Source organism: Kitasatospora sp. MAP5-34 (genome assembly GCF_029894335.1).
GTDB lineage: Bacteria > Actinomycetota > Actinomycetes > Streptomycetales > Streptomycetaceae > Kitasatospora.
The window spans coordinates 1-23,344 of sequence record NZ_JARXZC010000061.1; the positions used below are offsets into that span (position 1 = coordinate 1).

Consider the following 23,344-nt stretch of genomic DNA (forward strand, 5'->3'; position numbering starts at 1 on the left):
CACGGCACCCGGCGCCTGCACATCGCCGGCGTCACCGCCCGTCCCACCCGGGAGTGGGCGGCGCAGCAGGCCCGGAACGTGACCGCCGACCTGGGTATCCGCATGGAGGCCCTGCGGTTCCTGCTGCGTGACCGCGACGGCAAGTACGGCACGGCTTTCGATGCCGTCTTCGAGGCCGAGGAGATGGACATCCTGAAGAGCGCACCACGAGCTCCCCGGATGAACGCCCACTGCGAACGGATGACCGGCAGCATCCGACGCGAGGCCCTCGACCATGTCCTCATCGTGAACGAGGCCCACGCCCGCCACGTCCTGGCCGCCTACCAACGGCACTACAACGAGCACCGGCCGCACTGGGCCCGGAATCAACTACCACCCGGCGGCGACCAACAGCCCACCATCGCACACGACCCCGAAGGCCGCAGACTCCTGCGCACCCGCGTCCTCGGCGGCGTCATCAACGAGTACCGATACGCGGCCTGACGTGCAGCGACGACTTTCCGAGCCCCACAGGCCGCGTAGTGCGAGCGCAGCGCCATCAGGATCTTCGAGAGCCCGTCGTAGGCCCGGGAGGTCAGCAACTCCACGCCGCTCTCGCCCGGCCCCAGCAGGATCGGCACGACGACACAAGCCCAGGGGCCGGTAGCCGCAGTCACGGGGACCGGCCCCCTTCTCTGATATCCCCAGCGGCCCACTCGTTGACACGGCGTCTGTTGTACACCCGAGTGGCGCACTTCGGCGGAGTGGATGGGTACTGGCACTCGGGGTGCGGCGGCACCCACGCCTGGGGTGTCAACTGCGGGTTGACAGTCAAGTGCTGTCAACCTAGGGTTGCCTCATGGGGAATCCAATTCGCATGGCGAATCCGGTCCGGCTCGACGACCTGATCGACGCCATCAAGAAGGTCCATTCCGACGCTCTCGAGCAGCTTTCCGACGCCGTCATCGCCGCAGATCACCTTGGCGACGTGGCCGACCACCTGATCGGCCACTTCGTGGATCAGGCGCGACGCTCGGGCGCCTCCTGGACGGAGATCGGCAAAAGCATGGGGGTCACCAGGCAGGCGGCCCAGAAGCGCTTCGTCCCGAAGGCCGGCGGCGAACCGTCGGACCTCGACCCGAGTCAGGGTTTCAGCCGGTTCACCGATCGGGCGAGAAACGTCGTGATGGCGGCACAGAACGAAGCCCGTGCCGCAGGCAACGACGAGATCGGCCCCGAGCACCTGGCGCTCGGACTCCTGAGCGAGCCGGACGGACTCGCCGCCGGGGCGATCCTCGCGCAGGGCGTGCAGCTGGAGACCGTGCGCCAGGACGTGACCGCAGCGCTGCGGCCGGCCGCCGACCTGCTGCCCGAGCTCATCCCGTACGACGCCGGAGCGCGGAAGATCCTGGAACTCACGTTCCGGGAGGCCCTGCGGATGGGCCACAACTACGTCGGGACGGAGCACATCCTGCTCGCGCTGCTCGAACTCGAGGACGGCACCGGCACGCTCACCGGCCTCGGCATCGACAAGGCGACCGTCGAGACCCACATCGCGAGCGCGGCGGCCGCCGCCCTTGCCGCCGACGAACAGAAGTGACCCCCGCCTTCTGCTTCTCCACCTGAAGCAGAAGCGCCGGGAAGGTCCCCAGGCCAACGCAAACCGATGCCACGTCCGACCATCTCGCCGGTGGGCCTTCCCTCCCGGGGCCTCTGCGGAAGCGTGTCGGGCTCGGAAAGTCATCGCTGCAGGTGGCAGCGGCGGCCCGATCTCGGTTGGCAGCATGTCCGGGTGATCGTCTCGCTGCTGGACAAGATGGTCCGCAAGCCGGTGTCCGCCCCGGGGCGGACACCGGCTTGCTGCGTCGCGACACGGCGAAGGATGCCGAGCTGCTCGTGCTCCGGCATGCGAACGTGGTGCTGCGCCGTCAGATCGCCGGCCCGGTCCGCTATGAGCCGGCGGATTGGCTCTGGTTGGCCGCGCTGTCGAGTGTCCGAGACCCATACGTACATGCCGGCGGCTGTGGGGGGAACTCCGATCGCGTAGTCGGCAGGGGCGTGACGGCGATGGTGCTGTGTCACCGCAGGCATTCGGGTGGGAGCGGGAACCAGCGCAGTGCTTCGATGCGGGGTGGCAGGCCGGTCGGGCCGTCGGTGGTGGGCTCGGGCAGGTGGGTCAGCAGTGTGCGGGCCTCGGCGAGGTGGTGGGCGAGAGTCTCCTCCCCGAGGTGTTCGGCTGTCGGTCGGTCCGTGGGCCCGGCGCCGTGGTGCAGATCGGCGAGGTGGGGCAGCTCCGGCCCGTCGGGTGCGGTGTGGTGGCGCCAGAGGCCGGTGCGGGGATTGAAGCGGTAGTCGGGCAGCAGGTGGTGACCGGATGTGGCGATCAGGTCGACGGCTTCGATGATGTGGTCGCGGACGGTGTCGGGCATGAAGTACGGCATGCCCACCCGGGTCCAGCCCGGTTTGATGCCTTCGTGGCTGTCGTCGACGATCGCGTTCCGGAAGGCGCGGGAGCGGTCCTGGTCGATGCCCAGCAGGCGGTGCCCGTACGGTCCGGCGCAGGAGCAGCCGCCGCGTGCTTGGATGCCGAAGAGGTCGTTGAGCAGGGCCACCACGAAGTTGTGGTGCAGGTAGCGGTCACCGTGCCGGATGAGGAACGACACGACGGGCAGTCGTGGCACTTCGGTGTTGCCGAGGATCCGGATGTTGGGGTTCTGTTGCCAGCTGCTGCGGACGGCCTGCCACGCGTGCTCCTCGCGGGCCTGGATGAGCCCGGTCCCCACGGTCTGCTTGAGGCCGAAGACCAGACCGGCGCGGATCGACTCGACGATGGCGGGCGTGCCGCCCTCCTCGCGGGCCACGCAGTCGTCGACGTAGCGGTGGTCGGCCGTCCCGACGTAGGAGACCGTGCCGCCTCCGGGGGCGGTCGGCACCGGGTTGGTGACCAGTTCCCGGTGCACCACCAGGATGCCCGGCGTTTGGGGGCCGCCGACGAACTTGTGCGGAGAGAGGAAGACGGCGTCCTTGTGGTCGCCCCGGCCGGGGGCCGACTCCGCGACCCGGATCGGCAGGTAGGGGCCTGCGGTCGCGAAGTCCCAGAAGGAGAGCGCCCCGTAGGTGTGAAGCAGGGCGGCGATTTGGTCGGTTTCGGCGAGTACGCCGGTGACGTTGGAAGCGGCGGAGAAGCTGCCGATCCGCAGCGGCCGGTGCGCGTGGCGCAGCAGTTGGGCGCGTAGCTCGTCCTGGTCGATACGGCCGGTGCTGTCCTCCCCGATGACGACGACGTCGGCGATCGACTCCCGCCAGGGCAGTTCGTTGGAGTGGTGTTCGTAGGGACCGACGAAGACGACCGGGCGGTCGTGCTCCGGCACGGGGGAGCCGTAGCGGGCGGACAACTGGGAGGGACGGTGCAGGTCCAGGATGCCGACGAGCTTGTTGACAGCTGCGGTGGTGCCGGATCCGCAGAAGATCACGGCGTGCTCGTCGGTGCCGCCGACCGCCTCGCGGACCAGCTCCCTTGCCTCCTCCCGCAAGTGGCCGGTCTGGTGCCCGTTGCCGGAACTCTCGGTGTGGGTGTTGGCGTAGCGGGGTAGGACGACGGTTCGCAGATAGTCCTCGACGAAGTCCAGCGGGCGGCCGGAGGCGGTGTAGTCGGCGTAGCTGATCCGGCGCGGACCGTACGGACCGCGCAGCACCTCGCCCTCGCCGATCAGTCCGCCCTGTATCCGGGCCAGGGCCGCCTCACCCGGCGTCGGGAGCGGCGCACTGTCGGGGCGCGGGACGGCGAGTGTCGTGGTCATGTTGGTGTGCCTTTCGGGCTGCGGGCGTGAACGCCGGGGGAGCGGAGCAGGCAGGCTGGTCATGAGGCGTCGGCGGTGGCGGGCTCGGGAGCCTGGTGCCCGGTCTCCTGGTGGCTGTCGCCCTCGATGTCGATGCGGGGCAGCAGCCGGTCGAGCCAGCCCGGGAGCCACCAGTTGCCGCGTCCGAGCAGCACCATGGTGGCCGGGACGAGGATGCCGCGAACGATGGTGGCGTCCAGGGCGACGGCGGTGGCCAGGCCGATGCCGAACATCTTGACGACGGGGTCCTGTGACAGCAGGTAGCTGAGGAAGACGCTGACCATGATGAGCGCGGCCGAGGTGATGATGCGTCCGGTCCTGGCGAGGCCGCTGATCACGGCGCGGCGGTTGTCGCCGTCGCGCAGGTATGCCTCGCGGACGGCGCTCAGGAGGAAGACCTCGTAGTCCATGGAGAGGCCGAACAGGACGGCGAACATCACCAGTGGGACGTAGCCGGGGATCGGAAGCGCGCCGTCGAGTCCGATCAGGGCGGCGCCCCAGCCCTATTGGAACACCGCGGTCAGGACGCCGTAGGCGGCGGCGACGGAGACCAGGTTCATCACGGCCGCCTTCGCCGCGACGATCGGTGACCGGAAGGCCAGTAGCAGGAGCAGTCCGGCGACGAGCAGGACGAAGCCGACCACCAGCGGCATCCGCCGGGCGATCCGGTCGTTGAGGTCGGCCTGGGCGGCGGGAGCGCCACCGACGTGGGTGCTGCCGACGGTGACCAGGGGGAGTGTCTGCTCGCGCAGGCGGTGGACCAGGGCCGAGGTCGCCGGGTCGGTGGGTGCGGTGGTGGGGGTGAGCTGCCAGCGGACGGTACGTCCGTCGGAGCTGAGCTGCGGGGCTCCGAGCGCGGCGACGCCCGATGTGGCGTGCAGTGCCTGGGTGACAGTGGTGATCCGTGGATCGGAGGGGTCGGCCGCCGCGGTGGGCAGGCTGTCGGTGATCAGGAGCGTGCCGTTGGTTCCCGGGCCGAAGGCCGTGGCCAACTGGTCGTAGGCGGTGCGGCTCACCGTGCCGGCGGCGTTGTTCCCAGCGTCCAGCTGACCGAACGTCAGCCGGGTGGCGGGCACGGCGAGCGCGCCGAGTAGCGTGAGGCCAGCCAGCAGCAGGGGCCAGGGCTTGGCCGCGACCAGTTCCGCGATCCGGCCCCAGCCGCTGGGGCGGTCGGTGGTGGCGCGGGGCTTCTTGGGGGCGAGGCGGCGGCCCAGCAGGGTGAGCAGGGCGGGCAGCAGGGTGAGATTGACGGCCAGTGCTGCGAGGACGGCCACCCCGGGGGCGAGGGCGAGCGCGTAGAGCAGGGGCAGGCCGCCGAGGGCGAGGGCGGCGAGGGCGGCGATCACGGCGCTGCCCGCGAAGGCCACCGACTTGCCGGATCCGGCGGTGGTGCGGACGGCCGCGTCCTCGACGCCCGCTCCCGTGGCGGGCAGCTCCCGGAACCGGGTGAGGCAGAAGAGCGTGTAGTCGATGCCGACGCCCAGGCCGATCATCGCGGCGATGGTCTCGCCTGCGGACGGCATGTCCATCAGGTGGCCGAGCAGGCCGACCACGGGAAGTGAGATCCCCAGTCCCAGGACCCCGAGCAGCAGGGGCAGGCCTGCCGCGACCAGGCCGCCGAAGGTGAGGACGAGTACGGCGAAGGCTGCCGCGAGACCGATCGCCTCGCTGTGCCCGACGGATCCCTTGTCGACGGCGGCGGCCAGGTTTCCGCCGGGCGTCACCTCGATACCGGCTGCCGATGCCGGGGCCGCTGCCGCCACCACCCGGTTCGTGAGGTCGGCGGTGATGTCCCGACCGGTGACGTCCAGTTCGACGGACAGGTAGGCGGTGTGTCCGTCGGAGCTGATGGAGCCTTTGCCCGCCGAGTCGTACGGAGTGGTGACGGCGACCACGTGCGGGACCTGTGCCATGGCCTTGGCCGCCTGCTGGATGGCCGTGGTGGCGTTCGGCGAGGTGAGGAGCGCGCCGGTGCCCCCGGTGTGCAGCACAAGCGGCTGTTTGCCGGAGGCGGACCCCGGGAACGCGCGGGCGGCGACATCGTGTGCGGCCTGGCTGTCACTGCCCGGAATCGAGACTGCCTCGGTGGTGGCCCGACCGAGCACTCCGACGGCCATGACCAGGGCCGCGACCAGCAGCAGCCATGCCGCCACCACCCGCTTCGGCCTGCGGGCGCACCAGCGCCCGAGTGCGGTGAACATCGACGGACCAGCTTTCCGGGCGGTGGCGGGGGACGGCTCGACACCCCGCCAAACTATTTGCACTCTCGGTGCAGTCCGTACATTTGCACTTCTGGTGCAATAATGTCAACGAGAGGCAAGGAGGAGCCCGAGATGAAGCAGTCGGAGTCGGACGTCCGCGCCCCGGACGGCCGCACGGAACGGGGACGGCAGAGCCGCGAGAAGATCGCCGACGCGATGCTCTCCCTGTTGGACGAGGGCCAGGCGCACTTTCCGGCCGAGCGGGTCGCCGAGCGGGCCGGGGTGTCACGCCGCCTGGTGTTCCATCACTTCACCGACATGGCGCAGTTGGTGGACGTCGCCGTCAGCCGGCGGCTGGACCAACTCATGGTCCAGGTGAAACCGCTGCCGACGGAGGGCCCGCGCGAGCTGCGGGTCGCCGCCCTGACCGAGCAGCGCGCCCGGATCCTGGAGGGGCTGACGCCGGCCCGGCTGGCGATCATGCGCCTGGAGAACCCCTCCGAGCGCGTTCAGCAGGTCATCCGGCAGGTGCTGGACTTCGCTCGTCTGCGCCTGGGGCAGATCTTCGCCGAGGAGCTGGACCCGCTGCCCGAGGGCCACCGGACGGACCTGCTCAACGGCCTGGACGCCGTCACCACCTGGAGCGCCTGGCACCACTGGCGCAGCAGCGGACTCGACATCGACACCGCGCGCCACACCATGGCGGCCACCGTGCACGCCCTGCTCTCCACCACGGACCGGCCCGGCCAGGGAGGCCGCGCAGCCTCGTGAGCCGACGCCCAGAGCGCGTTCCGCTCTTAGGGACGGCGCTCCCGCAGCCCTGGTGGGAAGATTCGCGGTGGCGGATCGGTCACGAGCACCCGGCGCATGTTCCGCTGAACGTCGCCCGCAGCGCTCTGCCAAGGGATAGTCGGTGCGGGTACGAATTCACGCGACAAGTGGTGAGAGACCACGGTGAGCAAGATGAAGGAGTTCCCGCCATGGAGTACGGCATCACCCTTCGGCTCTCGACGCCGTTCGCCGACACCGTCGAACGCGTTCGCGGTGCGCTCAAGGAACAGGGTTTCGGAGTCCTGACGGAGATCGACGTGCAAGCGACCATGCGGGCCAAGCTGGGGGAGGAGATGGAGGACTACCTCATCCTCGGGGCCTGCAATCCGGCCCTGGCGCACCGTGCTCTCGGCGTGGACCGCCGGATCGGGCTGCTCCTGCCGTGCAACGTCGTCATCCGCTCGGAGGATGGCCGCACCGTGATTGAGGCGCTCGACCCCGAGGTCATGGTCCGGATCACCGGGCGGGAGGAGCTCGCACCGGTCGCCGACGAGGCGGCCGTACGCCTGCGCGCGGCGTTGGAGACCCTCCGGAGCTGACGAATCGGCCGGTCGGGCCACCACTGTGTCCTGCTCGGAAAGTCATCGCTGCAGGTGGCAGCGGTAGGGCGATGTCGCTGACACCATGTCCGCGTGATCGTCTCGCTGCGCTACAAGGTGGCCCGCAAGTTGCTGTCCGTTCCTGGGATGCTGCTGCGCCGCGACTCGGCGAGGGATGCCGAGCTGCTCGTGCTCCGGCATGAGAGCGCGGTGCTGCGCCGTCAGATCGTCGGCCCGGTCCGCTGCGAGCCGGCGGACCGGTTCTGGCTGGCGGCGCTGTCCAGCCTGGTACCCCGTCACCGCTGGCGGGCGGTTTTCCAGGTCATGCCCGGCACGCTGATGGCCTGGCATCGCGGGTTCATCGCGGCGAGGTGGGACTATGGTGCGCGGCGGACCCGGACCGGGCGGCCACCGACGAAGACGGCGCTCAAGAAGCTGGTCCTGCGGCTGGCTCGGGAGAACGCGGGGTGGGGGCACAGGCGGATCCAGGGTGAACTCGCTCGTCTCGGGCACCCGATCGGCGCATCCAGGGTGTGAGGGATCCTCCGCGCGGCGGGTATCGACCCGGCTCCGCGACGCGCCGGCCCGACCTGGCGCGAGTTCCTCACGGCCCAGGCCGAGGGCATCATCGCGGTGGACTTCTTCCATATCGACACGGTGCTCGGCCGACGCCTGTACGCGTTGGCGTTCCTCGAGCACGGCACCCGGCGCCTGCACATCGCCGGCGTCACCGCCCGTCCCACCCGGGAGTGGGCGGTGCGGCAGGCCCGGAACGTGACCGCTGACCTGGGCGCGCGCATGGAGGCCTTGCGCTTCGTGCTGCGTGACCGGGACGGCAAGTACGGGCAGTCCTTCGACGCCGTCTTCGAGGCCGAGGAGACGGACATCCTGAAGAGCGCGCCACGAGCTCCCCGGATGAACGCCCACTGAGACCGGCTTCGAAGCGGCTGGTGGCTTCCAGGCGGTTCATGAGGTTCGCGGCGGGCATTCGTGGTCAGCGTGCGTGGCGGTCGGCGATCCTGTGCATCGCGCGGATCACGTCCGCCGCGTCGTTGTCGGTCATGCCGGGGGTGAGGGGCAGTGACACCACCCGCCGGCCGATGTCGTGGGCGTGCGGGAAGTCCGTCGGCCGGTATCCATACCTGGTGCGGTAGTAGCGGTGGTTGTGGACTGGGCGGTAGTGGACGGCGGCACCGATGTTCTGCTCGTGCAGCGCCGCCACCACACCGTCCCGGTCGGTGTTCCAGCCGTCCTCCTCCAGCACGATCGCGTAGAGGTGGAGGGCGTGGCGGTCGTCGGGCCCTTGCGGCCGGTGCTGGTGGCGCAGCGGCAGGTCGGCCAGCGCCTTGTCGTACATGTCCGCGAAGCGAGCCCGCCGCTCGAAGAACCGCTCCTGTTTGCGGAGTTGGTGGATGCCGATTGATGCGGCCAAGTCGGTCATGTTGCACTTGTACCCGAGCGCGACCTGCTCGTAGTCGGCGAAGCCGCGGTCGCCGAAGCGGCGCCAGGCGTCACGATCGAGGCCGTGCAGGCGCAGGACGCGGAGCCGCTCCGCAGTGCGCGCGTCGTCGGTGGTGATCATGCCGCCCTCGGCGGTGGTGAGGTTCTTGTTGGCGTAGAAGGAGAACGCGGTCAGCCCGCCGGCCCCGCCGACCATCCGGCCGTTGCGAAGGGCGCCTACCGCATGTGCGGCGTCGTCGACCACGACCACTCCCGCCGGGTCGGTGATGGCCCGCAGTGCGTCCAGGTCGCAGGCCAGTCCGCCGAAGTGGACCGGGATGACGGCCTTCGTGCGGGGGCCGATGGCGCGCCGGACGTGGTCGTGGTCGATGGTGAAGGTGTCCGGGTCGACGTCGGCGAAGACGGGGACCGCGCCGAGGTGCTCGATCACGTTGGCGGTGGCCACGAACGTGAGCGGGGTGGTGATGACCTCGTCGCCGGGGCCGACGCCCGCCGTGAGCAGGCTGAGGAACAGCGCGGCGGTGCAGGAGCTCACCGCGACGGCGTGCGCGGCACCCACGTAGTCGGCGAACTCCTCCTCGAAGCACCGCACCTTGGGTCCGGTACCGATCCAGGCCGACCGCAGGGTGTCGACGGTCTCCGCGATCTCCTCCTCGCCGAGGCACGGTGCACCGAACGGCAGGAAGCGGTCGCGCACCGGAGGTTGCGGGAACAGCACCCGTAGCTTGGCGACGTTCCGGTTCACCTCGCACAGCTCCGTCACCCGCGCCCGGCCCGCCCGGCCCATCCTGGCCCGCAGCTCGCCATCCGCGCACAGCCGGTCCAGCGCGGCGGCGATGCCCGGCACGTCGCGTGGGGCGACGAGCAGACCTTCCCGCCCGTCGCGGACGTAACAGGGCATGGACAGCAGGTCGGACGTGACGACGGGCAGCTCGAAGGCCATGGCCTCCAGCACGACCGTGGGGATGCCGTCCGCGTTGCCATCGGACGTCTGGACGCAGGGCAGACAGAAGACGTCGGCGTCGGCGTAGGTCTTGCGGGTCTGTTCCTCCGTCATCGGGCCGAGGAACTCGATGCGCGGGTTGTCACTGGCGGCGGCGCGCAACTCGTCCTCGTGCGGGCCACGTCCGACCAGCCGGAGCACGGCGTCGTCCCGGGTGCTCGACAGCTGGTGGAACGCCGACACCAGCTCGAACAGGCCCTTCTTTTTGATGAAACGGGCGATGGCCAGGATGACCACCGTGTCCCTCCACGGCCGGGGCGCCTCCAGCCGGTAGGTGTCGAGGTCCAGCGAGTTGGCCACCAGCGCCAGCCGTTCCGGCGGCACGGAGAACCGCGCCACCATCCAGTCCCGCATGAACTCGTCCTCCACCACGATGGCCCGGCAGAGCGGGTCGTCGGCGAGTTCGCGGTAGAGCCGAGGCTCCCGCACGGTGAAGATGTCGCGGCCGCTGTAGGCGGTCACCGTGTAGGAGATGCCCAGGGCGTGCGCGGCGGCCCTGGTGGCCCGGTGGGCCGTCGACATGAGGCTGCCGTGCAGGTGCTCGACCCCGTCGAGGCGGGCTTGCTCGGCCACTTCGAGCGCGCTGCCCTGGAACGGCACCTCACGCACATGAAGCGCGGGTTCGAGGGACGCCGGCACGAGCGGGTCGCGGACCAGGGAGTCGGCGTAGACGAACACCGAGTCGCCACCACGGCACAGCGCGGCTGTCTCACGACGGATGAACGTCTCGGTCAGCGGCGGGAACTCCATGAGCACGTAGCCGATCCTCATCGTCATTCACTCCTCGTCCGCGCGTCAAGGTGGAGCAGAACCGCGATCGCGGTCGCCGCGTCACTGATCACGTTGCGGCGCAGCAGGTCGGCGACCTCGGTGAGGGACACGAGTTCGACCGCGGGTTCCTCCAGCGGATCGGCGTGCGGCAGCAGACTCCCCGACCGCACGTCGTGTGCTACGCACAGGTGCACGGTCTGGGTGCTGTTGGCGCCACCGGCGTGGAAGGAGTAGACGTGCTTGACCCGGTCGCAGTGGTAGCCGGTCTCCTCGGCGAGCTCGCGGGCGGCGCAGTCCTCGATGTCTTCGCCGTCCTCGAGCGTGCCGCCGGGGATCTCGCGCAGCTCGACGTCAACGGCGGGGCGGTAGCGATTGACCAGCACGACTTCGTCGCGTTCGGTCAGTGCCAGCACGGCGACGACGTCGGGGCAGGTGAGGACCAGGTAGTCGGCGCGGTACCCGGACGGTGTCTCGACCCGCTTCACCGAGAAGCCGCCCAACGGGATCACCTCGTGCGTGCGCCACGAACCCATGACCGCTACCTCGTTCCGCCCAGCATGCGGGCCTGGTCGATCAGAACCTGCACCCTGTACCCGTCGGCCATGGACGGGGCACCGGGTTCGCCTGCCGCGGCCGAGGTGAGGAAGCGTTCCGCGAGCCGGCCGAAGGCGTGCGCCCGGCCGTCGGCGGCACCGGCAGCGGCCTGCCGGTCCCGCACCACACCGTCCACGGTCAGGGTGAACCCGTCGACGAGGTCGGTGCCGGAGTTTTCCAGCACGGCACCGGATCTGCTGCCGACGATCTCCCAGCGGTGCCGGGAGGTTCCCGGCACCGAGTTGCACAACGTCACTGACACGGGCGTCCGGTCGGACAGTTCCAGGCTCAGCTCAGCACTGTCCTCCGCGGCCCGCCGACCGGCCGGGGTGAAGGTCGCGGTGGCGGCATCACTGAGGGTGGCGTGCAGCACCCGCACCGGCCCGAACAGCCACTCGACGAGGTGGAGCACGTGCGTGCCGAGCAGGTTCAACACACCGCCGCCCCGCTCGGCGTCGCTCTTCCACGACCACCACCGCCGCTCCTGGGCGCGCGACAGCATGGTCCACTGCACCCTCACCCGTTCCAGCTCGCCGAAGGCCTGACCAGCGAGCAGGCGCCGGAGCGTGCGGAAGACCGTCAGCTCCGCGAACAGGAAGTCGACCATCGCCGTGTGCCCCTGGGCGAGGTCCGCGAGCTGCCCCGCGGCGGCAGCGGTGACGGCCACGGGTTTCTCGGTCAGCAGCGGCAGCCCCGCGGCAAGCACAGCCCGCGCCCCGAGGTGCGCGGGCACCGGCGGCAGCGCGAGGGTGACCGCGTCCACCGCGCCGTCGAGCAACACGCCGAGATCGGCCACTCCGACCGGCACCCCCGCCCGTGCCGCGGCCGCGCGGGCACGGTCCGGTGTGGATCCCACGACCGCGACGACCTGCGCCCCGGGGCTGGCGTGCAGCACGGGCAGGTGAACGGCGGCGCCGAACCCGGTGCCGGCCACGGCGATGCGCAGTGGACGGTTCACGCGAGCACCCGGGGCACGGGCAGTGGCACGATGAACCGGCCTCGGAAACCCTTGCGACGCAGGTTGTCGACCAGTTCGTCGGTCAGGTGCCAGGACAGCAGCAACGCGTACTCGGGCTGGTCCTCCAGCAGCTTCTGCTCGGCGAGCACCGGGATCGTCGTGCCCGGGATGTACTTGTCGACCTTCGGTGACGAGGCGAGCTCCAGCACGCAGTCGACCAGTCCCTCGTCGGCCCCGATGTAGTTGAGCAATGTAGCCGCCCGTGACGGCGCACCGACGCCGTAGACGCGCTCGCCGTGCCGCCTGACCTCGCCGAGCAGCATGAGCAGGTCCCGTTTGGACGCCGCGACGCGTGCGCGGAAGTCGGTGAACGCCGAACCGCCGAGCGCGTGCCGTTCCTCGGCCAGCATCGCCGCGACGGATGGACTCACCTCGTGCCGGCCGGCGCGGGCGGCGTACACACGAATGGACCCGCCGTGCGACGGGATCCGCCGGGAGTGGAAAATCTCCAGCCCGTGCCGGTCCATGATGGACGCCAGGCTGTGCAGGTCGTAGTAACGCAGGTGCTCGTGGTAGACGGCGTCGTACTGGAGGTTCGCCACCAGGTCCGGCAAGTAGTGCGACTCGCTGACGAACACGCCGTCCTCGGCGCAGAGCTCGGTCACGGCATCCAGCACGGCGTGCACGTCGGGGATGTGGGCGAACACGTTCGCTGCGGTGACCAGCGACGCGTGCCCGTGCTCGGCCACGATGCCGGCAGCGGTGTCCGGGCCGAAGAACGCCGTCAGCGTGGGCACGCCGCGTTCCCTCGCCCACTCCCCCGCCTCCGACGGCTCGACCCCCAGCACGGTCAGCCCGGCGGCCTGGAAGTTCGCGAGGAGGGTGCCGTCGTTGGAACCGATGTCCACCACAAGGTCCCCTGACCGCAGTCCGAGCAGCTCGCCGCTTTCCCGGCACAGGTCGGCGAAGTTGTCCCGCAACACGGCGGTGGATCCGCTGCGGTAGGGGTAGGACGGCGGGAAGAGCACGCCCTGGTCCACCTCCGTGCCGATCTGCACCAGCCCGCAACCGGCACAACGCAGCAGCTCCAGCGGGTACACCACCTGCTCGACCAACGGCGCCCCGATCGGCGGCATGGTGTTGACCGGCGGGTGATAACCGAGGAACAACACCGACGACAGATCCGGTGCGTCACACCCCTGGCAGGAGGTGACCGGACGAGAGGTGGCGATCATGAAGCGGTCCTTTCGGATTGTCCACAACCGAGGGCACTGTCCCGAGACAGGTGGAGGCTGCCTCTCGCGCGCGAGCTCACGATGCCCGCCGGTCGCGGTCGTCCCGGTTGGCCTGGTACCAGTCGACGACGGGCGGCAGACCGTCCCGCAGCGGGATCGTGGGCTGGAAGCCCAGTGATCGCAGGCGGGAGATGTCCGGACAGCGCCGCGGTGTCTCGCCTTCCGGGGCCGTGGAGGGCACGAGGTCGATTTCGCGGTCGAGGCACGCGCCGATGTGCCGCACCAGCGCCGCGATGCTGGTCTCCTCCGGGTTGCCCACGTGGTAGATGCCCTGGTGCTCGCCGTGCCGGAGCGCTGTCAGCAGGCCCTCGGCGAAGTCCTCGACATGTGTGAAGGCGCGGGTCTGCGCGCCCGAGCCACGCACGGGCAACGGGAGCGGACCGGTCGGGTGGCTGTCCACGAGATCCAGCGCCCGCAGCACCAGCTGGGGCAGAACGTGCTCGCGGCCCATGTCGGGCCCGTAGACGTTGTGGGGACGGCAGATCATCACCTGCTCGAACTCCGTCCGGCCGTAGTTCACCGCCAGCAGTTCAGAGATCAGCTTGCCGCCGCCGTAGGAGTACCGGGGGTTGAGCACGTCCGGTACCACGAGTGGCACGTCCTCCGGCGTCGGGATCACCGGTGGCGTCTGGTAGACCTCGGAGGAGGACACGAGCGTCAGTCGCCCGACGCCACGGGCGAGGCAGGCGTCCAGCACGTTGAGCATGCCGCGCACGCCCACGTCCAGCACCAGGCGGGGATACCGGTAGAACAGCTCGGTTCCGTTGACGTAGGCGAGGTGCAGTACGTGGTCGACGCCGCGGGCCGCCGCGGACACCGCTTCCGCGTCCCGGACGTCGGCCGTCACCAAATCGATGTCGCCCCGGAGCCCGTCGAGCCGGCGCGGTCCGGCACGGAAACCGTTGTCCAGCACCCGGACCTCTGCTCCGTCGGCCAGTAGGCGCCGAACGGTTGCCGCCCCGAGGAATCCGGTCCCGCCGGTCACCAGGTAACGCACCATGGTCTACCGCGCCTGGACGGGAGCCAGTTGGTGCTCGCGCACCCCGTGCTCGCCGAGGGTGACGTAGCTCGTGCCCGGTGGCAGTCGCAGGTGGGCGGCTCGGAAGGTGTTCAAGAAGTCGTAGATCAGCCCGGGTGTCGCCATCTGGGCGGCGAGCGCGGCGATCGGCATTCCGGCGAAGTCGGGGTGGTTGTTCAGCACGAGCACGAGGTTCGCCCGGTCGAACGCCTGCCGGACGTCCGGCACCGGTTCCAGACCGAACTCGGCGATCTCCCGCTGCTCCACCTCCGCGTCGAAACCCTGGAAACGAGCCAGTGGGAAGTGCGTGCGCAACGCCGCGAGCACCGGCGCGGCCACCGTTCCCCGCAGGTCGTTGGTGGCCGGGTGCCCCTTGAACGCGATGCCCAGCAGGCTGATCGTCGGGGCGTCCGGGAACCCCGTGGCCTCGGCGAGTTCGCGCAGGTGCGCCACCACCCGCGCCGGCAGTCCCTCGTTGGTCCGTCGGGCCGCCGAGGTGATGGCGGCGTCCGTGCCCAGCGCCGCCAGACTCTGGATGAGGATGTGCGGGTCCTTGGGCAGGCACGAGCCGCCCACCGGACCGGGCATGGCCAGTGTCGCCCTCGGGTAACCGTGACCGCCGGATTCGATCACCTCGCGTGCCGAAACCCCCACTGCGTCGCACATGGACGCGACCTCGTTGGCGAACGCGAAGTTCACATCCCGGTGGACGTTGCAGACCAGTTTGACCATCTCCGCGGTCTCGGGATCACGCACCCGCACTACGGCCGGGGTGAGAAACTTGAAGAACCTCTCGGCCCGTTCCCCCGCCTCGTCCGACACGGCGCCGACGATCTGCGGCAGCCGCCTCAGTTCCTCGAGCGCATACCCCTCCATCGTCCGCTCTGGACAGAAAGCGAGGTGAAACCGTCGGCCGCTGCCCAGCAGCACGGGCTCCACGACCCCTCGGGTGGTACCCGGGCCGACCGTCGAGCGCACGATCACCAGGTCGTCGTCGGACAGGCGCCGCGCCACGTCCTCGGCCGCGTTCCGCAACATGTCCACGCGCATGCCACCCCGCTCGTCGAGCGGGGTGCCGACGGCGAGGATGAAGACGGTGGCGTCCACGTCGTCGGCGCTGCTCCAGTCAGCACAGCGCAGCATCCCGCTCGCGGTGACCCTGCCTAACATCTCGGCCAGGCCCGGTTCTCGGAACGGCGCCTTCCCCGCGGACAGGAGGGCACGCACGTCCGCTCTCGGCTCCACGCCCAGCACCTGGAATCCGAGGTCCGCCAGCACGGCGGCCAGGGTCAGCCCGGCATGTCCGAGCCCGAGCACGCACACCCGCCGGTCGGGAAACGACAAGACGTCCCTCACCACCGTCACCTCCGTCAGGATCGAGTGCGCGGCACTCACCCAAAACTTGTGCTTTTCGGACGCTAACACCGGATCGTCCGTGTATGGCAGGCGAACAACCCAGATTGGTACGTATAGGTACGAGTTGATACCGATCGGACCAATGCACTCGCTCGGAGCACTGCTCTGCGTGTCGGGTCGTCATCCCGATATCGCGCGGCACGCACGAGCGAGGAACGGCGTTGGTGTCGCGGCCGCCCGTCAGGTCGCGCCGAGCGGTTCTCGGGGGAAGCCCGCCGTGGGCGATGATGGACCTCGAACAGGGGGGGCGAATGTCACAGAACCGACGGGCCAAGGCTCGCAGACGCCCCGTACGGTACGAGCAGGAGCGAGTGGAGGGGCTGCGCCGGGCGGGGCGGGCGGACGGCGCCGAGCAGGCAGCCCTGGTGACCTGTCCGGCCAGTGAGGCCGGTGTGTCCTGAGAGTAGCTCTGGGGCGTTCGCCTCGGTTCGGTGGCACGGTAGACAGATGTGCTTCCCTGGCAAGTCACCGTGTTGGCCCTGGCGTGATCACGGAGCACTCGCCCCTGATGTAACAGGTCCGAGGTGGGAGGGGAGGTGGCGCACGGCCACCGACACAAGTGCCTCTGCTTTCGCAGCTTCGCCGAGGATCTCGCCCTCGAGCAAACTGTTGCTGAGGGTGTACCGACCGCCGCGATGCGCGTCCAGGAATAGCCCGAGGGCGGTCAGGCCTGGGCGCGTACAGGTGGAGAACCGCAACGTCCACATGCTGGTGAACGGGTAGAGCGCTCGCAACGCCGGCTCCCGGTACGCCGCCTCGATGAGCTCCTGGAACTCCGGCGCGTCTGCCTCAGCAGCCCGAGTGCGGAGGTGCTGCCACGGCGAGACAGGAGTATCACCGGCATGGCCAGCACAACCCACCCCGAGCAGGACCCGGCACCGCGCCCGAAGCGGCGACGTTCCCGGCGGAGTACAAGCTGCGGATCGTCGCCGAGTACGACGCGGCCCCGAACGGGGAAAAGGGCGCGATCCTGCGCCGCGAGCGGCTGTACCACTCGCACATCATCGAGTGGCGGGCCGCCCGGGCTCTCTCTGACAGTCTCGACTGAGACGCCCGGTATGTCGGGTTAGTCTGGATCGGCGAGACAGGAGTATCCCCGGCATGGCCAGCACTACCCACCCCGAGCAGGACCCGGCACCACGCCCGAAGCGGCGGACGTTCCCGGCGGAGTACAAGCTGCGGATCGTCGCCGAGTACGACGCGGCCCCGAACGGGGAGAAGGGCGCGATCCTGCGCCGCGAGCGGCTCTACCACTCGCACATTATCGAGTGGCGGGCCGCCCGGGACGCGGGCGCGATGGCCACCCTGGTCGACAAGCGTACTTCGCCCGCCCGGCCGAAGAAGGCCGCCGGGCAGGCCGAGCTCGAGCGGCTGCGCAAGAAGGTCGCCCGGCTGGAGAAGGAGGGGGCGCAGAAGGACGCGGCTCTGGAACTGCTGGGAAAAGCACATGCGCTCTTGGAAATGCTCTCCGAGAGCGCGGACTGAAGCGCGACGTCGAGCAGGTCGTCGACGAGCTGTTCCCCGGCCTGGAGCGGGAGTTGAGCACCACGGCCGCCTGCCGACTGTCCGGGCGCTCGCGGGCCACCCACTACCGCCGGCTCCTCCCGCCCGCACCCAGGAAGCAGGCCCCGCGCCCCGCGCCGCCTTCGGCGCTGACGCCGGCCGAGCGCGCCGAGATCCTGGCCCTGCTCAACCGGCCCGCCTACGCCGACCTGCCGCCCGCGCAGGTCTGGGCCCGCGAGCTGGACGAGGGCCGCTACCACTGCTCGGAACGCACGATGTACCGGATCCTGACCGCCGCCGGGCAGAACGGCGAGCGCCGCCGCCTGGCCACACATCCGGCCAAAGCTGTGCCGCAACTGCTGGCCACAGCCCCGGGGCAGGTCCTGACCTGGGACATCACCAAGCTCCAGGGGCCGAACAAGGGCGAGTGGTACCACGCCTACGTCATCATCGACATCTACAGCCGCTACATCTGCGGCTGGACCGTGGAACGGGCCGAATCCGCCGAGCGCGCCGAGGAGTTGATCCGCGAGACCATCGCCCGCAACGGCATCGTCCCCGACACCGTGCACGCCGACCGCGGCACCTCGATGACCTCCAAGAAGGTCTCCCAACTGCTGCTCGACCTCGGCGTCACCAGGAGCCACTCCCGCCCCAAAGTCTCCAACGACAACCCCTACAGCGAGTCGCATTTCAAGACCATGAAGTACATGGGCGACTTCCCAGGAAAATTCAAGTCTCTTGCTGATGCGCGTGATTGGTGCGACAGCTTCTTCTCGTACTACAACCACGAGCACCGACACTCAGGCATCGGCCTGCACACTCCGGCGTCCGTCCATTTCGGGACCGCCGACCTGGTCCGCGAGCAGCGCGCCGTCACGCTGGCCCAGGCATACGCCCGTCACCCCGAACGCTTCGCGCGTCGGCCCAGACCGCCCCGGATACCCGAGCAGGCCTGGATCAACGAGCCGAAGCGGGAGACAGAACCCGCACAACAGTCTGCATAGCATCAAACCGTCTCATTTGACTTGACAGCTTCCGGGGACGCGGGCGCGATGGCCACCCTGGTCGACAAGCGCACCTCGCCCGCCCGGCCGAAGAAGGCCGCCGAACAGGCCGAGCTCGAGCGGCTGCGCAAGAAGGTCGCCCGGCTGGAGAAGGAGGGGGCGCAGAAGGACGCGGCTCTGGAACTGCTGGGAAAAGCACATGCGCTCTTGGCTTGAGATTTAACCCTTCTTCTTGCGTCCCTTGGCTTTCGTGGTGTCCGTTTTGACGGTTCTCGTGATGACGGGGTGTCGTTGAGCTGGGGTGTTCTTCCGGCCGGGTGGGCGTCCGGTGCCGGGCGTGCTGGTTTTCGGCAGATGGCTCGGGGTGCCCAAGCGGTCGCGCAGATGCCGATATCCGCGGCGGACGCGGTGCGGGCTCAGTCCGCGTCCTGGCCGAGGTGGCTTCTCCCAGGGCCGTCGCAGGTCATCGATGAGGTGGCGGGCGAGGCGGAGTTGGACGTAGGCGGCGGTGACGACCCAGCTCCAGCGCTGGGTCTGCTCGGGGGTTCGCAGTCGGGCAGCGGTCCAGCCGAGCTTGGACTTCAGCAGCCGGAAGGTGTGTTCCATGTCGAATCTGCGCAGGTAGGCCCGCCACAGCACGTCGAGGTCGGCTGGGCCCCCGGTGGGGTCGGTGTGCCAGAGCCATAGGGTGCGGTGGGGGTTGCGGCCGTCGGGGAGTCGCTCGACCCGTACCTCGATCACGGTGCCCTCGATCACCGGCAGGCGGGTGTTGAGCTTCGGGTACTGGTCCGCGAAGTAGCCGTTGCGCTGGACCTTTTGGTGCATGTGATGCCAGGCGCGGACCTCGACGCGGCCGTAGCGGCTGGTGTCGGGGACGACGAGGACCTGGTCGGGGCGACGCAGGTTGACGGGGGCGGACAGTTCGAAGCGGTGGCCGTGCACGCCGTTGCGGCCGGGTCCTGGCTTGCGCGGCTCGGGACGGCCGTCGTAGAAGACGCGGTCGCCGGCGATGCGGACCAGCAGTTGGACCGGCACGTCGGCCAGGGCGTGGGTCAGGCCCGAGGCGCTGTAGCCCTGGTCGAGGATGAACAAGGGCGTTGGCATGTCGGCGACTTGGAGTCTTCCTTGGCCTTGGAGGTGGTCGGCGACGCGGCGGATCTGTGCCGCGCTCGCGGCCACTGAGCAGGTGGTGACCGGGATGCGTGCCACGTCGACCGGGTGCGTCCAGGAGGCCGACCCCCACTCCAGCCCGGTGATCCACTGGAACTGCCAGCCGGGAATAGTCTTGCGGTCGCCGTCGCAGCGGCAGGCCGCGTAGTGGTGTCCGCGCCCAGGGGAGCACTCGGCCCGGGGCCGCGGGTAGGTCGAGGCGTCCACGCCGAACATCAGTGGCCCGCTGGGCAGTTGGCTGACCAGGAGGGCCCGAAGCCGCTCCTCGTCCACGTCCCCGCACGCCAGCGCGTCGTACAGGGCCCCGTGTCCACGCTGGAAGCTGGGCTGCAGCGACAGCTCGACGAGAGAGGTGACCGGTCCCTCCGCGCAGAGGACCGCGTCTGTCAGATCGAACAGTGCATCGGCTCGGGCTGGCAGGCACTCGTAGAAGTCGGTCCGAAACCGTGACAACACGGATAGGGACTCGACTCGGGAATCCTCGTGCAGCAGACTCACCCTCACGGCCTTGGTGGTGATCGTTGGCGTCTCGACAGCGCACATGATCGCCCCAAGGCCGGCCTGCTGTCCGGCGAACCGTGAAACCCCAGGCCAGAACGGCCGCCAGGCTGACGCCGGAGGTTAAATCTCAAGCCAAGAGCGCATGTGCTTTTCCCAGCAGTTCCAGAGCCGCGTCCTTCTGCGCCCCCTCCTTCTCCAGCCGGGCGACCTTCTTGCGCAGCCGCTCGAGCTCGGCCTGTTCGGCGGCCTTCTTCGGCCGGGCGGGCGAGGTGCGCTTGTCGACCAGGGTGGCCATCGCGCCCGCGTCCCGGGCGGCCCGCCACTCGATAATGTGCGAGTGGTAGAGCCGCTCGCGGCGCAGGATCGCGCCCTTTTCCCCGTTCGGGGCCGCGTCGTACTCGGCGACGATCCGCAGCTTGTACTCCGCCGGGAACGTCCGCCGCTTCGGGCGTGGTGCCGGGTCCTGCTCGGGGTGGGTTGTGCTGGCCATGCCGGTGATACTCCTGTCGCGCCGATCCAGACTAACCCGACATACCGGGCGTCTCAGTCGAGACTGTCAGAGAGAGGAACGTGGCGACCGAACTGGGCACGCGCATGGAGGCCCTGCGCTTCGTGCTGCGTGACCGCGACGGCAAGTACGGGCAGTCCTTCGACGCCGTCTTCGAGGCCGAGGAGATGGACATCCTCAAGAGCGCGCCGAGAGCTCCCCGGATGAACGCCCACTGCGAACGGGTGATCGGCAGCATCCGGCGTGAGGCCCTGGACCATGTCCTCATCATGAACCAGGCCCACGCCCGGCACGTCCTGGCCGCCTACCAGCGGCACTACAACGAACACCGCCCGCACCGCGCCCGCGACCAACTACCACCCGGCGCCCACGAGCAGCCCACCACCGCACACGACCTCGAAGGCCGCAGACTCCTGCGCACCCGCGTCCTCGGCGGCGTCATCAACGAGTACCGGTATGCAGCTTGACCAGCAGCGATGACTTTCCGAGCCCCGCAAGTTCCGTTGTGTCATTCAACCCCCCTTGACACGTCGCCTCCAGCCCAAACTCAACGGCGTTGACTCCAGCCGTAGATCGTGATCACGGATGGGAAGGTCAGGCCCGGGACGCTCCGAGGAACCGCAGCACGGCCAGGACGCGGCGGTGGTCCGCGTCGACCACGGGCAGGTCAAGCTTGGCGAAGATGTTGTTGATGTGCTTCGCCACGGCGCTCTCGCTGACCACCAGCGCCTGCGCGATGCCGGCATTGGAGCGCCCCTCGGCCATCAGGCCGAGCACCTCCCGTTCGCGGGGGGTCAGCCGCGCGAGCGGGTCGCTGTCGCGCCGCAGCAGCAACTGGGCGACGACCTGCGGGTCCAGGGCCGTGCCCCCGTCCGCCACTCGCCGGACCGCCGCCACGAAGTCGGCGACATCGGCAATCCGCTGCTTGAGCAGGTAGCCCACACCGCTGGTGTTCGCAGACAGCAGGTCAGCCGCGTACCGCTCCTCCACGTACTGCGAAAGCAGCACCACCGGCGTCCCCGGCCAGCGCCGACGGATCTCCATCGCCGCCCGCACCCCCTCGTCGGTGAAGCCGGGCGGCATCCGGACGTCGATCAAGGCGAGTTTGGGCCGGTGCTCCGCCACTGCCGCCAACAGCCCCTCCGCGTCGCCGGCTTCTGCGGCGACCTGGAACCCGCCCATCTCCAGCACCTTGATCAGGCCGACCCGCAACAACACCGAATCCTCGGCGATCACCGCGCGCACGGCAGCTCCGCGGTGATGGTGGTGGGCCCGCCAACGGGGCTGCTGACGTGGAAGGCCCCGTCGAGGGAGCCGACCCGCCTGGCCAGCCCGGTCAACCCCGTGCCGGCGGCGGCGTCGGCACCGCCCAGCCCGTCGTCGGTAACGCGCACTCGCAGCACCTCGCCGACCTGACGGACTATCACCTCTGCATGCATCGCGTTGGCGTGCTTCGTTGCATTGGTCAGCGCCTCAGAGATCACGAAGTACGCGACTGACTCCACGTTGGGCGCCACCCGCTCCTCCAGATTGACCCGCAGCCGCACCGGCAGGGGCGTGCGGGCAGCCAGCCCGGACAACGCCGCGTCCAGACCTCGGTCTTCGAGCACGGCTGGGTGCAGCCCCCGCACCAGGTCATTGAGTTCGGCGATCGCCTCCTTCGCCTCCAGGTGCGCTCTCGCGATCACCTCGCGGTCATCACTCGGCAGGTCCGGGCGGGTGGCAAGGGCCAGACCCAGGTTGACCGCGAGAGACACCAACCGCTGCTGGGTGCCGTCGTGCAGGTCGCGCTCGATCCGGCGGCGCTCCGCGTCGACGGCCTCGATCAAGTCGGTCCGGCTCACGGCCAGCTGATCGACCCGCTCCTGGAGCCGCTGCGCCCGGCTGGGCCCGAGCAGGCCCAACGCCAGCCGCGCCTCGGCCCGGGCTACTACCCGCGCGGTCCAGGGCAGGGCGCACAGGAGGAGGAGTCCAGCCGCTGTGTAAGCCGGCAGCTGGGTCAGGTAGCCGAACCAGTCCTGGCGGATTCCGGTTGGCAGCGCCCATGACCAGGCGTAGGCGATGACGCCCGCCAGGCCCGCCGCTGCCACCGCGAGCACCAGCAGCTCCAGCAACGCGAGCAGCGGGCCCAGCAGGAGGTGGTAGCCGATCTTGCGCCAAGGCCGCGTCGCCGCGAGCCACCGGGCGGTCGAGGCCCACGTCCATTGTTCCGGCGCGGTGGGGGTGAGCCGGGGGACGTCCACACCGATGAGCACCCGGTAGCGAGCCCGCTGAACGGCCGTCAGCACCGGGGTGCCGAGCAGGACCAGGGCGGCCGACATGGAAACCGTAAGGAGCCAGTTCCCCGTCCTGGCGGTAGTCGCCGCCGCCCAGGCCCACACGGGCACCAGCGCCAGGTGCGGCAGCACACCAGCGGCAAGAAAGCCGGTGTCCCGCTGCGCCCGGAGGACCGTGCGTCTCAGTCGAGCTGGAATCGTCATGGCACGACGCTAGGGCACCGCAGGAGGACGGTGCCATGAAACCTGTACCCGATCTCATGGTGAACCTAGTACCAGCTGTAGATTTTGATCTTGGCCTGTGGGCGGACAGCATCTCGGGTCGGTAGGTCGGCTTCTGCTGGCCGCTGGCAGGTAGACCGGGCCCGGTGGAACAGGCCGCGGGGTCTTTCCGGTTACTCCCGGGACGTTGCTGGCCTGGCATCGCCGGTTCATCGCGGCGAAGTGGGACTACAGCGCGCGGCGTGCCCGCAC

At 69.7% G+C, this 23,344-nt stretch carries 19 protein-coding genes and 3 pseudogenes; 10 read left to right on the forward strand and 12 right to left on the reverse strand.

Annotation, left to right across the window (positions count from 1 at the left end):
* A partial coding sequence (locus P3T29_RS30915) for an integrase core domain-containing protein (protein WP_280719994.1) occupies window positions 1-483 on the forward strand: 483 nt, incomplete at its 5' end.
* A 355-nt stretch (window positions 484-838) separates the two neighbouring features.
* Entirely contained in the window at window positions 839-1,579 is a 741-nt protein-coding gene (locus tag P3T29_RS30920; protein ID WP_280719995.1) for a Clp protease N-terminal domain-containing protein, read from the forward strand.
* Window positions 1,580-2,057: 478 nt separating this feature from the next.
* Here P3T29_RS30920 and P3T29_RS30930 read toward each other — a convergent pair whose 3' ends face one another.
* A complete protein-coding gene (locus P3T29_RS30930) occupies window positions 2,058-3,779 on the reverse strand; it encodes an aminotransferase class V-fold PLP-dependent enzyme (RefSeq protein ID WP_280719996.1) in 1,722 nt (573 codons plus the stop codon).
* 59 nt (window positions 3,780-3,838) lie between these two features.
* Window positions 3,839-6,019 (reverse strand): annotated as a pseudogene (locus P3T29_RS30935) (MMPL family transporter).
* 132 nt (window positions 6,020-6,151) lie between these two features.
* Between P3T29_RS30935 and P3T29_RS30940 the strand changes: the two are divergent.
* The 4 genes from P3T29_RS30940 to P3T29_RS32775 all read left to right on the forward strand — a co-directional run bounded on the left by P3T29_RS30940 (window position 6,152) and on the right by P3T29_RS32775 (window position 8,319).
* Window positions 6,152-6,790 (forward strand): TetR/AcrR family transcriptional regulator, encoded by a 639-nt coding sequence (locus tag P3T29_RS30940; protein ID WP_280719997.1) that lies wholly within the window; start codon window positions 6,152-6,154, stop codon window positions 6,788-6,790.
* A 209-nt stretch (window positions 6,791-6,999) separates the two neighbouring features.
* Entirely contained in the window at window positions 7,000-7,389 is a 390-nt protein-coding gene (locus P3T29_RS30945) for a DUF302 domain-containing protein (protein WP_280719998.1), read from the forward strand.
* Between the two features lie 93 nt (window positions 7,390-7,482).
* Window positions 7,483-7,926 (forward strand): integrase, encoded by a 444-nt coding sequence (locus tag P3T29_RS32770; RefSeq protein ID WP_348532881.1) that lies wholly within the window; start codon window positions 7,483-7,485, stop codon window positions 7,924-7,926.
* 96 nt (window positions 7,927-8,022) lie between these two features.
* Window positions 8,023-8,319 carry a hypothetical protein gene (locus P3T29_RS32775; protein ID WP_348532882.1) on the forward strand — a complete coding sequence of 99 codons (297 nt, stop codon included), beginning with the start codon at window positions 8,023-8,025 and terminating at the stop codon, window positions 8,317-8,319.
* A 64-nt stretch (window positions 8,320-8,383) separates the two neighbouring features.
* On the opposite strand, the gene P3T29_RS30955 is transcribed toward P3T29_RS32775, so the two are convergent.
* From P3T29_RS30955 to P3T29_RS30980, 6 genes are all read right to left on the reverse strand, one after another.
* Complete coding sequence (locus P3T29_RS30955; RefSeq protein WP_280719999.1) at window positions 8,384-10,630, reverse strand: aminotransferase class I/II-fold pyridoxal phosphate-dependent enzyme; 2,247 nt, start codon at window positions 10,628-10,630, stop codon at window positions 8,384-8,386.
* Window positions 10,627-11,157: an NUDIX hydrolase gene (locus P3T29_RS30960; protein ID WP_280720000.1), complete on the reverse strand. Its 531-nt coding sequence runs from the start codon at window positions 11,155-11,157 to the stop codon at window positions 10,627-10,629. Before P3T29_RS30960 ends, P3T29_RS30955 begins: the two co-directional genes overlap by 4 nt.
* A gap of 5 nt (window positions 11,158-11,162) precedes the next feature.
* Complete coding sequence (locus tag P3T29_RS30965; RefSeq protein ID WP_280720001.1) at window positions 11,163-12,176, reverse strand: Gfo/Idh/MocA family oxidoreductase; 1,014 nt, start codon at window positions 12,174-12,176, stop codon at window positions 11,163-11,165.
* The gene (locus P3T29_RS30970) at window positions 12,173-13,411 is read right to left on the reverse strand and encodes a class I SAM-dependent methyltransferase (RefSeq protein WP_280720002.1); all 1,239 of its coding nucleotides are present in this window, start codon (window positions 13,409-13,411) and stop codon (window positions 12,173-12,175) included. Before P3T29_RS30970 ends, P3T29_RS30965 begins: the two co-directional genes overlap by 4 nt.
* Window positions 13,412-13,487: 76 nt before the next feature.
* Complete coding sequence (locus P3T29_RS30975; RefSeq protein WP_280720003.1) at window positions 13,488-14,471, reverse strand: NAD-dependent epimerase/dehydratase family protein; 984 nt, start codon at window positions 14,469-14,471, stop codon at window positions 13,488-13,490.
* Between the two features lie 3 nt (window positions 14,472-14,474).
* Window positions 14,475-15,845, reverse strand: a complete 1,371-nt coding sequence (locus tag P3T29_RS30980; RefSeq protein WP_280720004.1) for a nucleotide sugar dehydrogenase — start codon at window positions 15,843-15,845, stop codon at window positions 14,475-14,477.
* A 311-nt stretch (window positions 15,846-16,156) separates the two neighbouring features.
* Between P3T29_RS30980 and P3T29_RS30985 the strand changes: the two genes are divergently transcribed.
* The 3 genes and pseudogenes from P3T29_RS30985 (at window position 16,157) to P3T29_RS30995 (ending at window position 18,631) form a co-directional block, all read left to right on the forward strand.
* Window positions 16,157-16,306 (forward strand): hypothetical protein, encoded by a 150-nt coding sequence (locus P3T29_RS30985; RefSeq protein ID WP_280720005.1) that lies wholly within the window; start codon window positions 16,157-16,159, stop codon window positions 16,304-16,306.
* A gap of 700 nt (window positions 16,307-17,006) precedes the next feature.
* Window positions 17,007-18,415 (forward strand): annotated as a pseudogene (locus P3T29_RS30990) (IS3 family transposase).
* Window positions 18,416-18,436: 21 nt separating this feature from the next.
* Window positions 18,437-18,631, forward strand: a complete 195-nt coding sequence (locus P3T29_RS30995; RefSeq protein ID WP_280720006.1) for a hypothetical protein — start codon at window positions 18,437-18,439, stop codon at window positions 18,629-18,631.
* Window positions 18,632-18,634: 3 nt separating this feature from the next.
* Here the strand turns inward: P3T29_RS30995 and P3T29_RS31000 are convergent, their stop codons facing one another.
* Together P3T29_RS31000 and P3T29_RS31005 are read right to left on the reverse strand one after the other, a co-directional pair.
* Window positions 18,635-20,041, reverse strand: coding sequence for an NF041680 family putative transposase (locus P3T29_RS31000; RefSeq protein ID WP_280720007.1), 1,407 nt, complete (start codon window positions 20,039-20,041; stop codon window positions 18,635-18,637).
* A 340-nt stretch (window positions 20,042-20,381) separates the two neighbouring features.
* Window positions 20,382-20,543: pseudogene (locus tag P3T29_RS31005) on the reverse strand (IS3 family transposase); the annotation flags it as partial.
* A 113-nt stretch (window positions 20,544-20,656) separates the two neighbouring features.
* On the opposite strand from P3T29_RS31005, the gene P3T29_RS31010 reads away from it, so the two are divergent.
* Window positions 20,657-21,061, forward strand: coding sequence for an integrase core domain-containing protein (locus P3T29_RS31010; protein WP_280720008.1), 405 nt, complete (start codon window positions 20,657-20,659; stop codon window positions 21,059-21,061).
* Between the two features lie 127 nt (window positions 21,062-21,188).
* Here the strand turns inward: P3T29_RS31010 and P3T29_RS31015 are convergent, their stop codons facing one another.
* The gene (locus P3T29_RS31015; protein WP_280720009.1) at window positions 21,189-21,839 is read right to left on the reverse strand and encodes a response regulator transcription factor; all 651 of its coding nucleotides are present in this window, start codon (window positions 21,837-21,839) and stop codon (window positions 21,189-21,191) included.
* Window positions 21,827-22,915: a histidine kinase gene (locus P3T29_RS31020; RefSeq protein ID WP_280720010.1), complete on the reverse strand. Its 1,089-nt coding sequence runs from the start codon at window positions 22,913-22,915 to the stop codon at window positions 21,827-21,829. Before P3T29_RS31020 ends, P3T29_RS31015 begins: the two co-directional genes overlap by 13 nt.
* Window positions 22,916-23,344 lie beyond the last annotated feature (429 nt).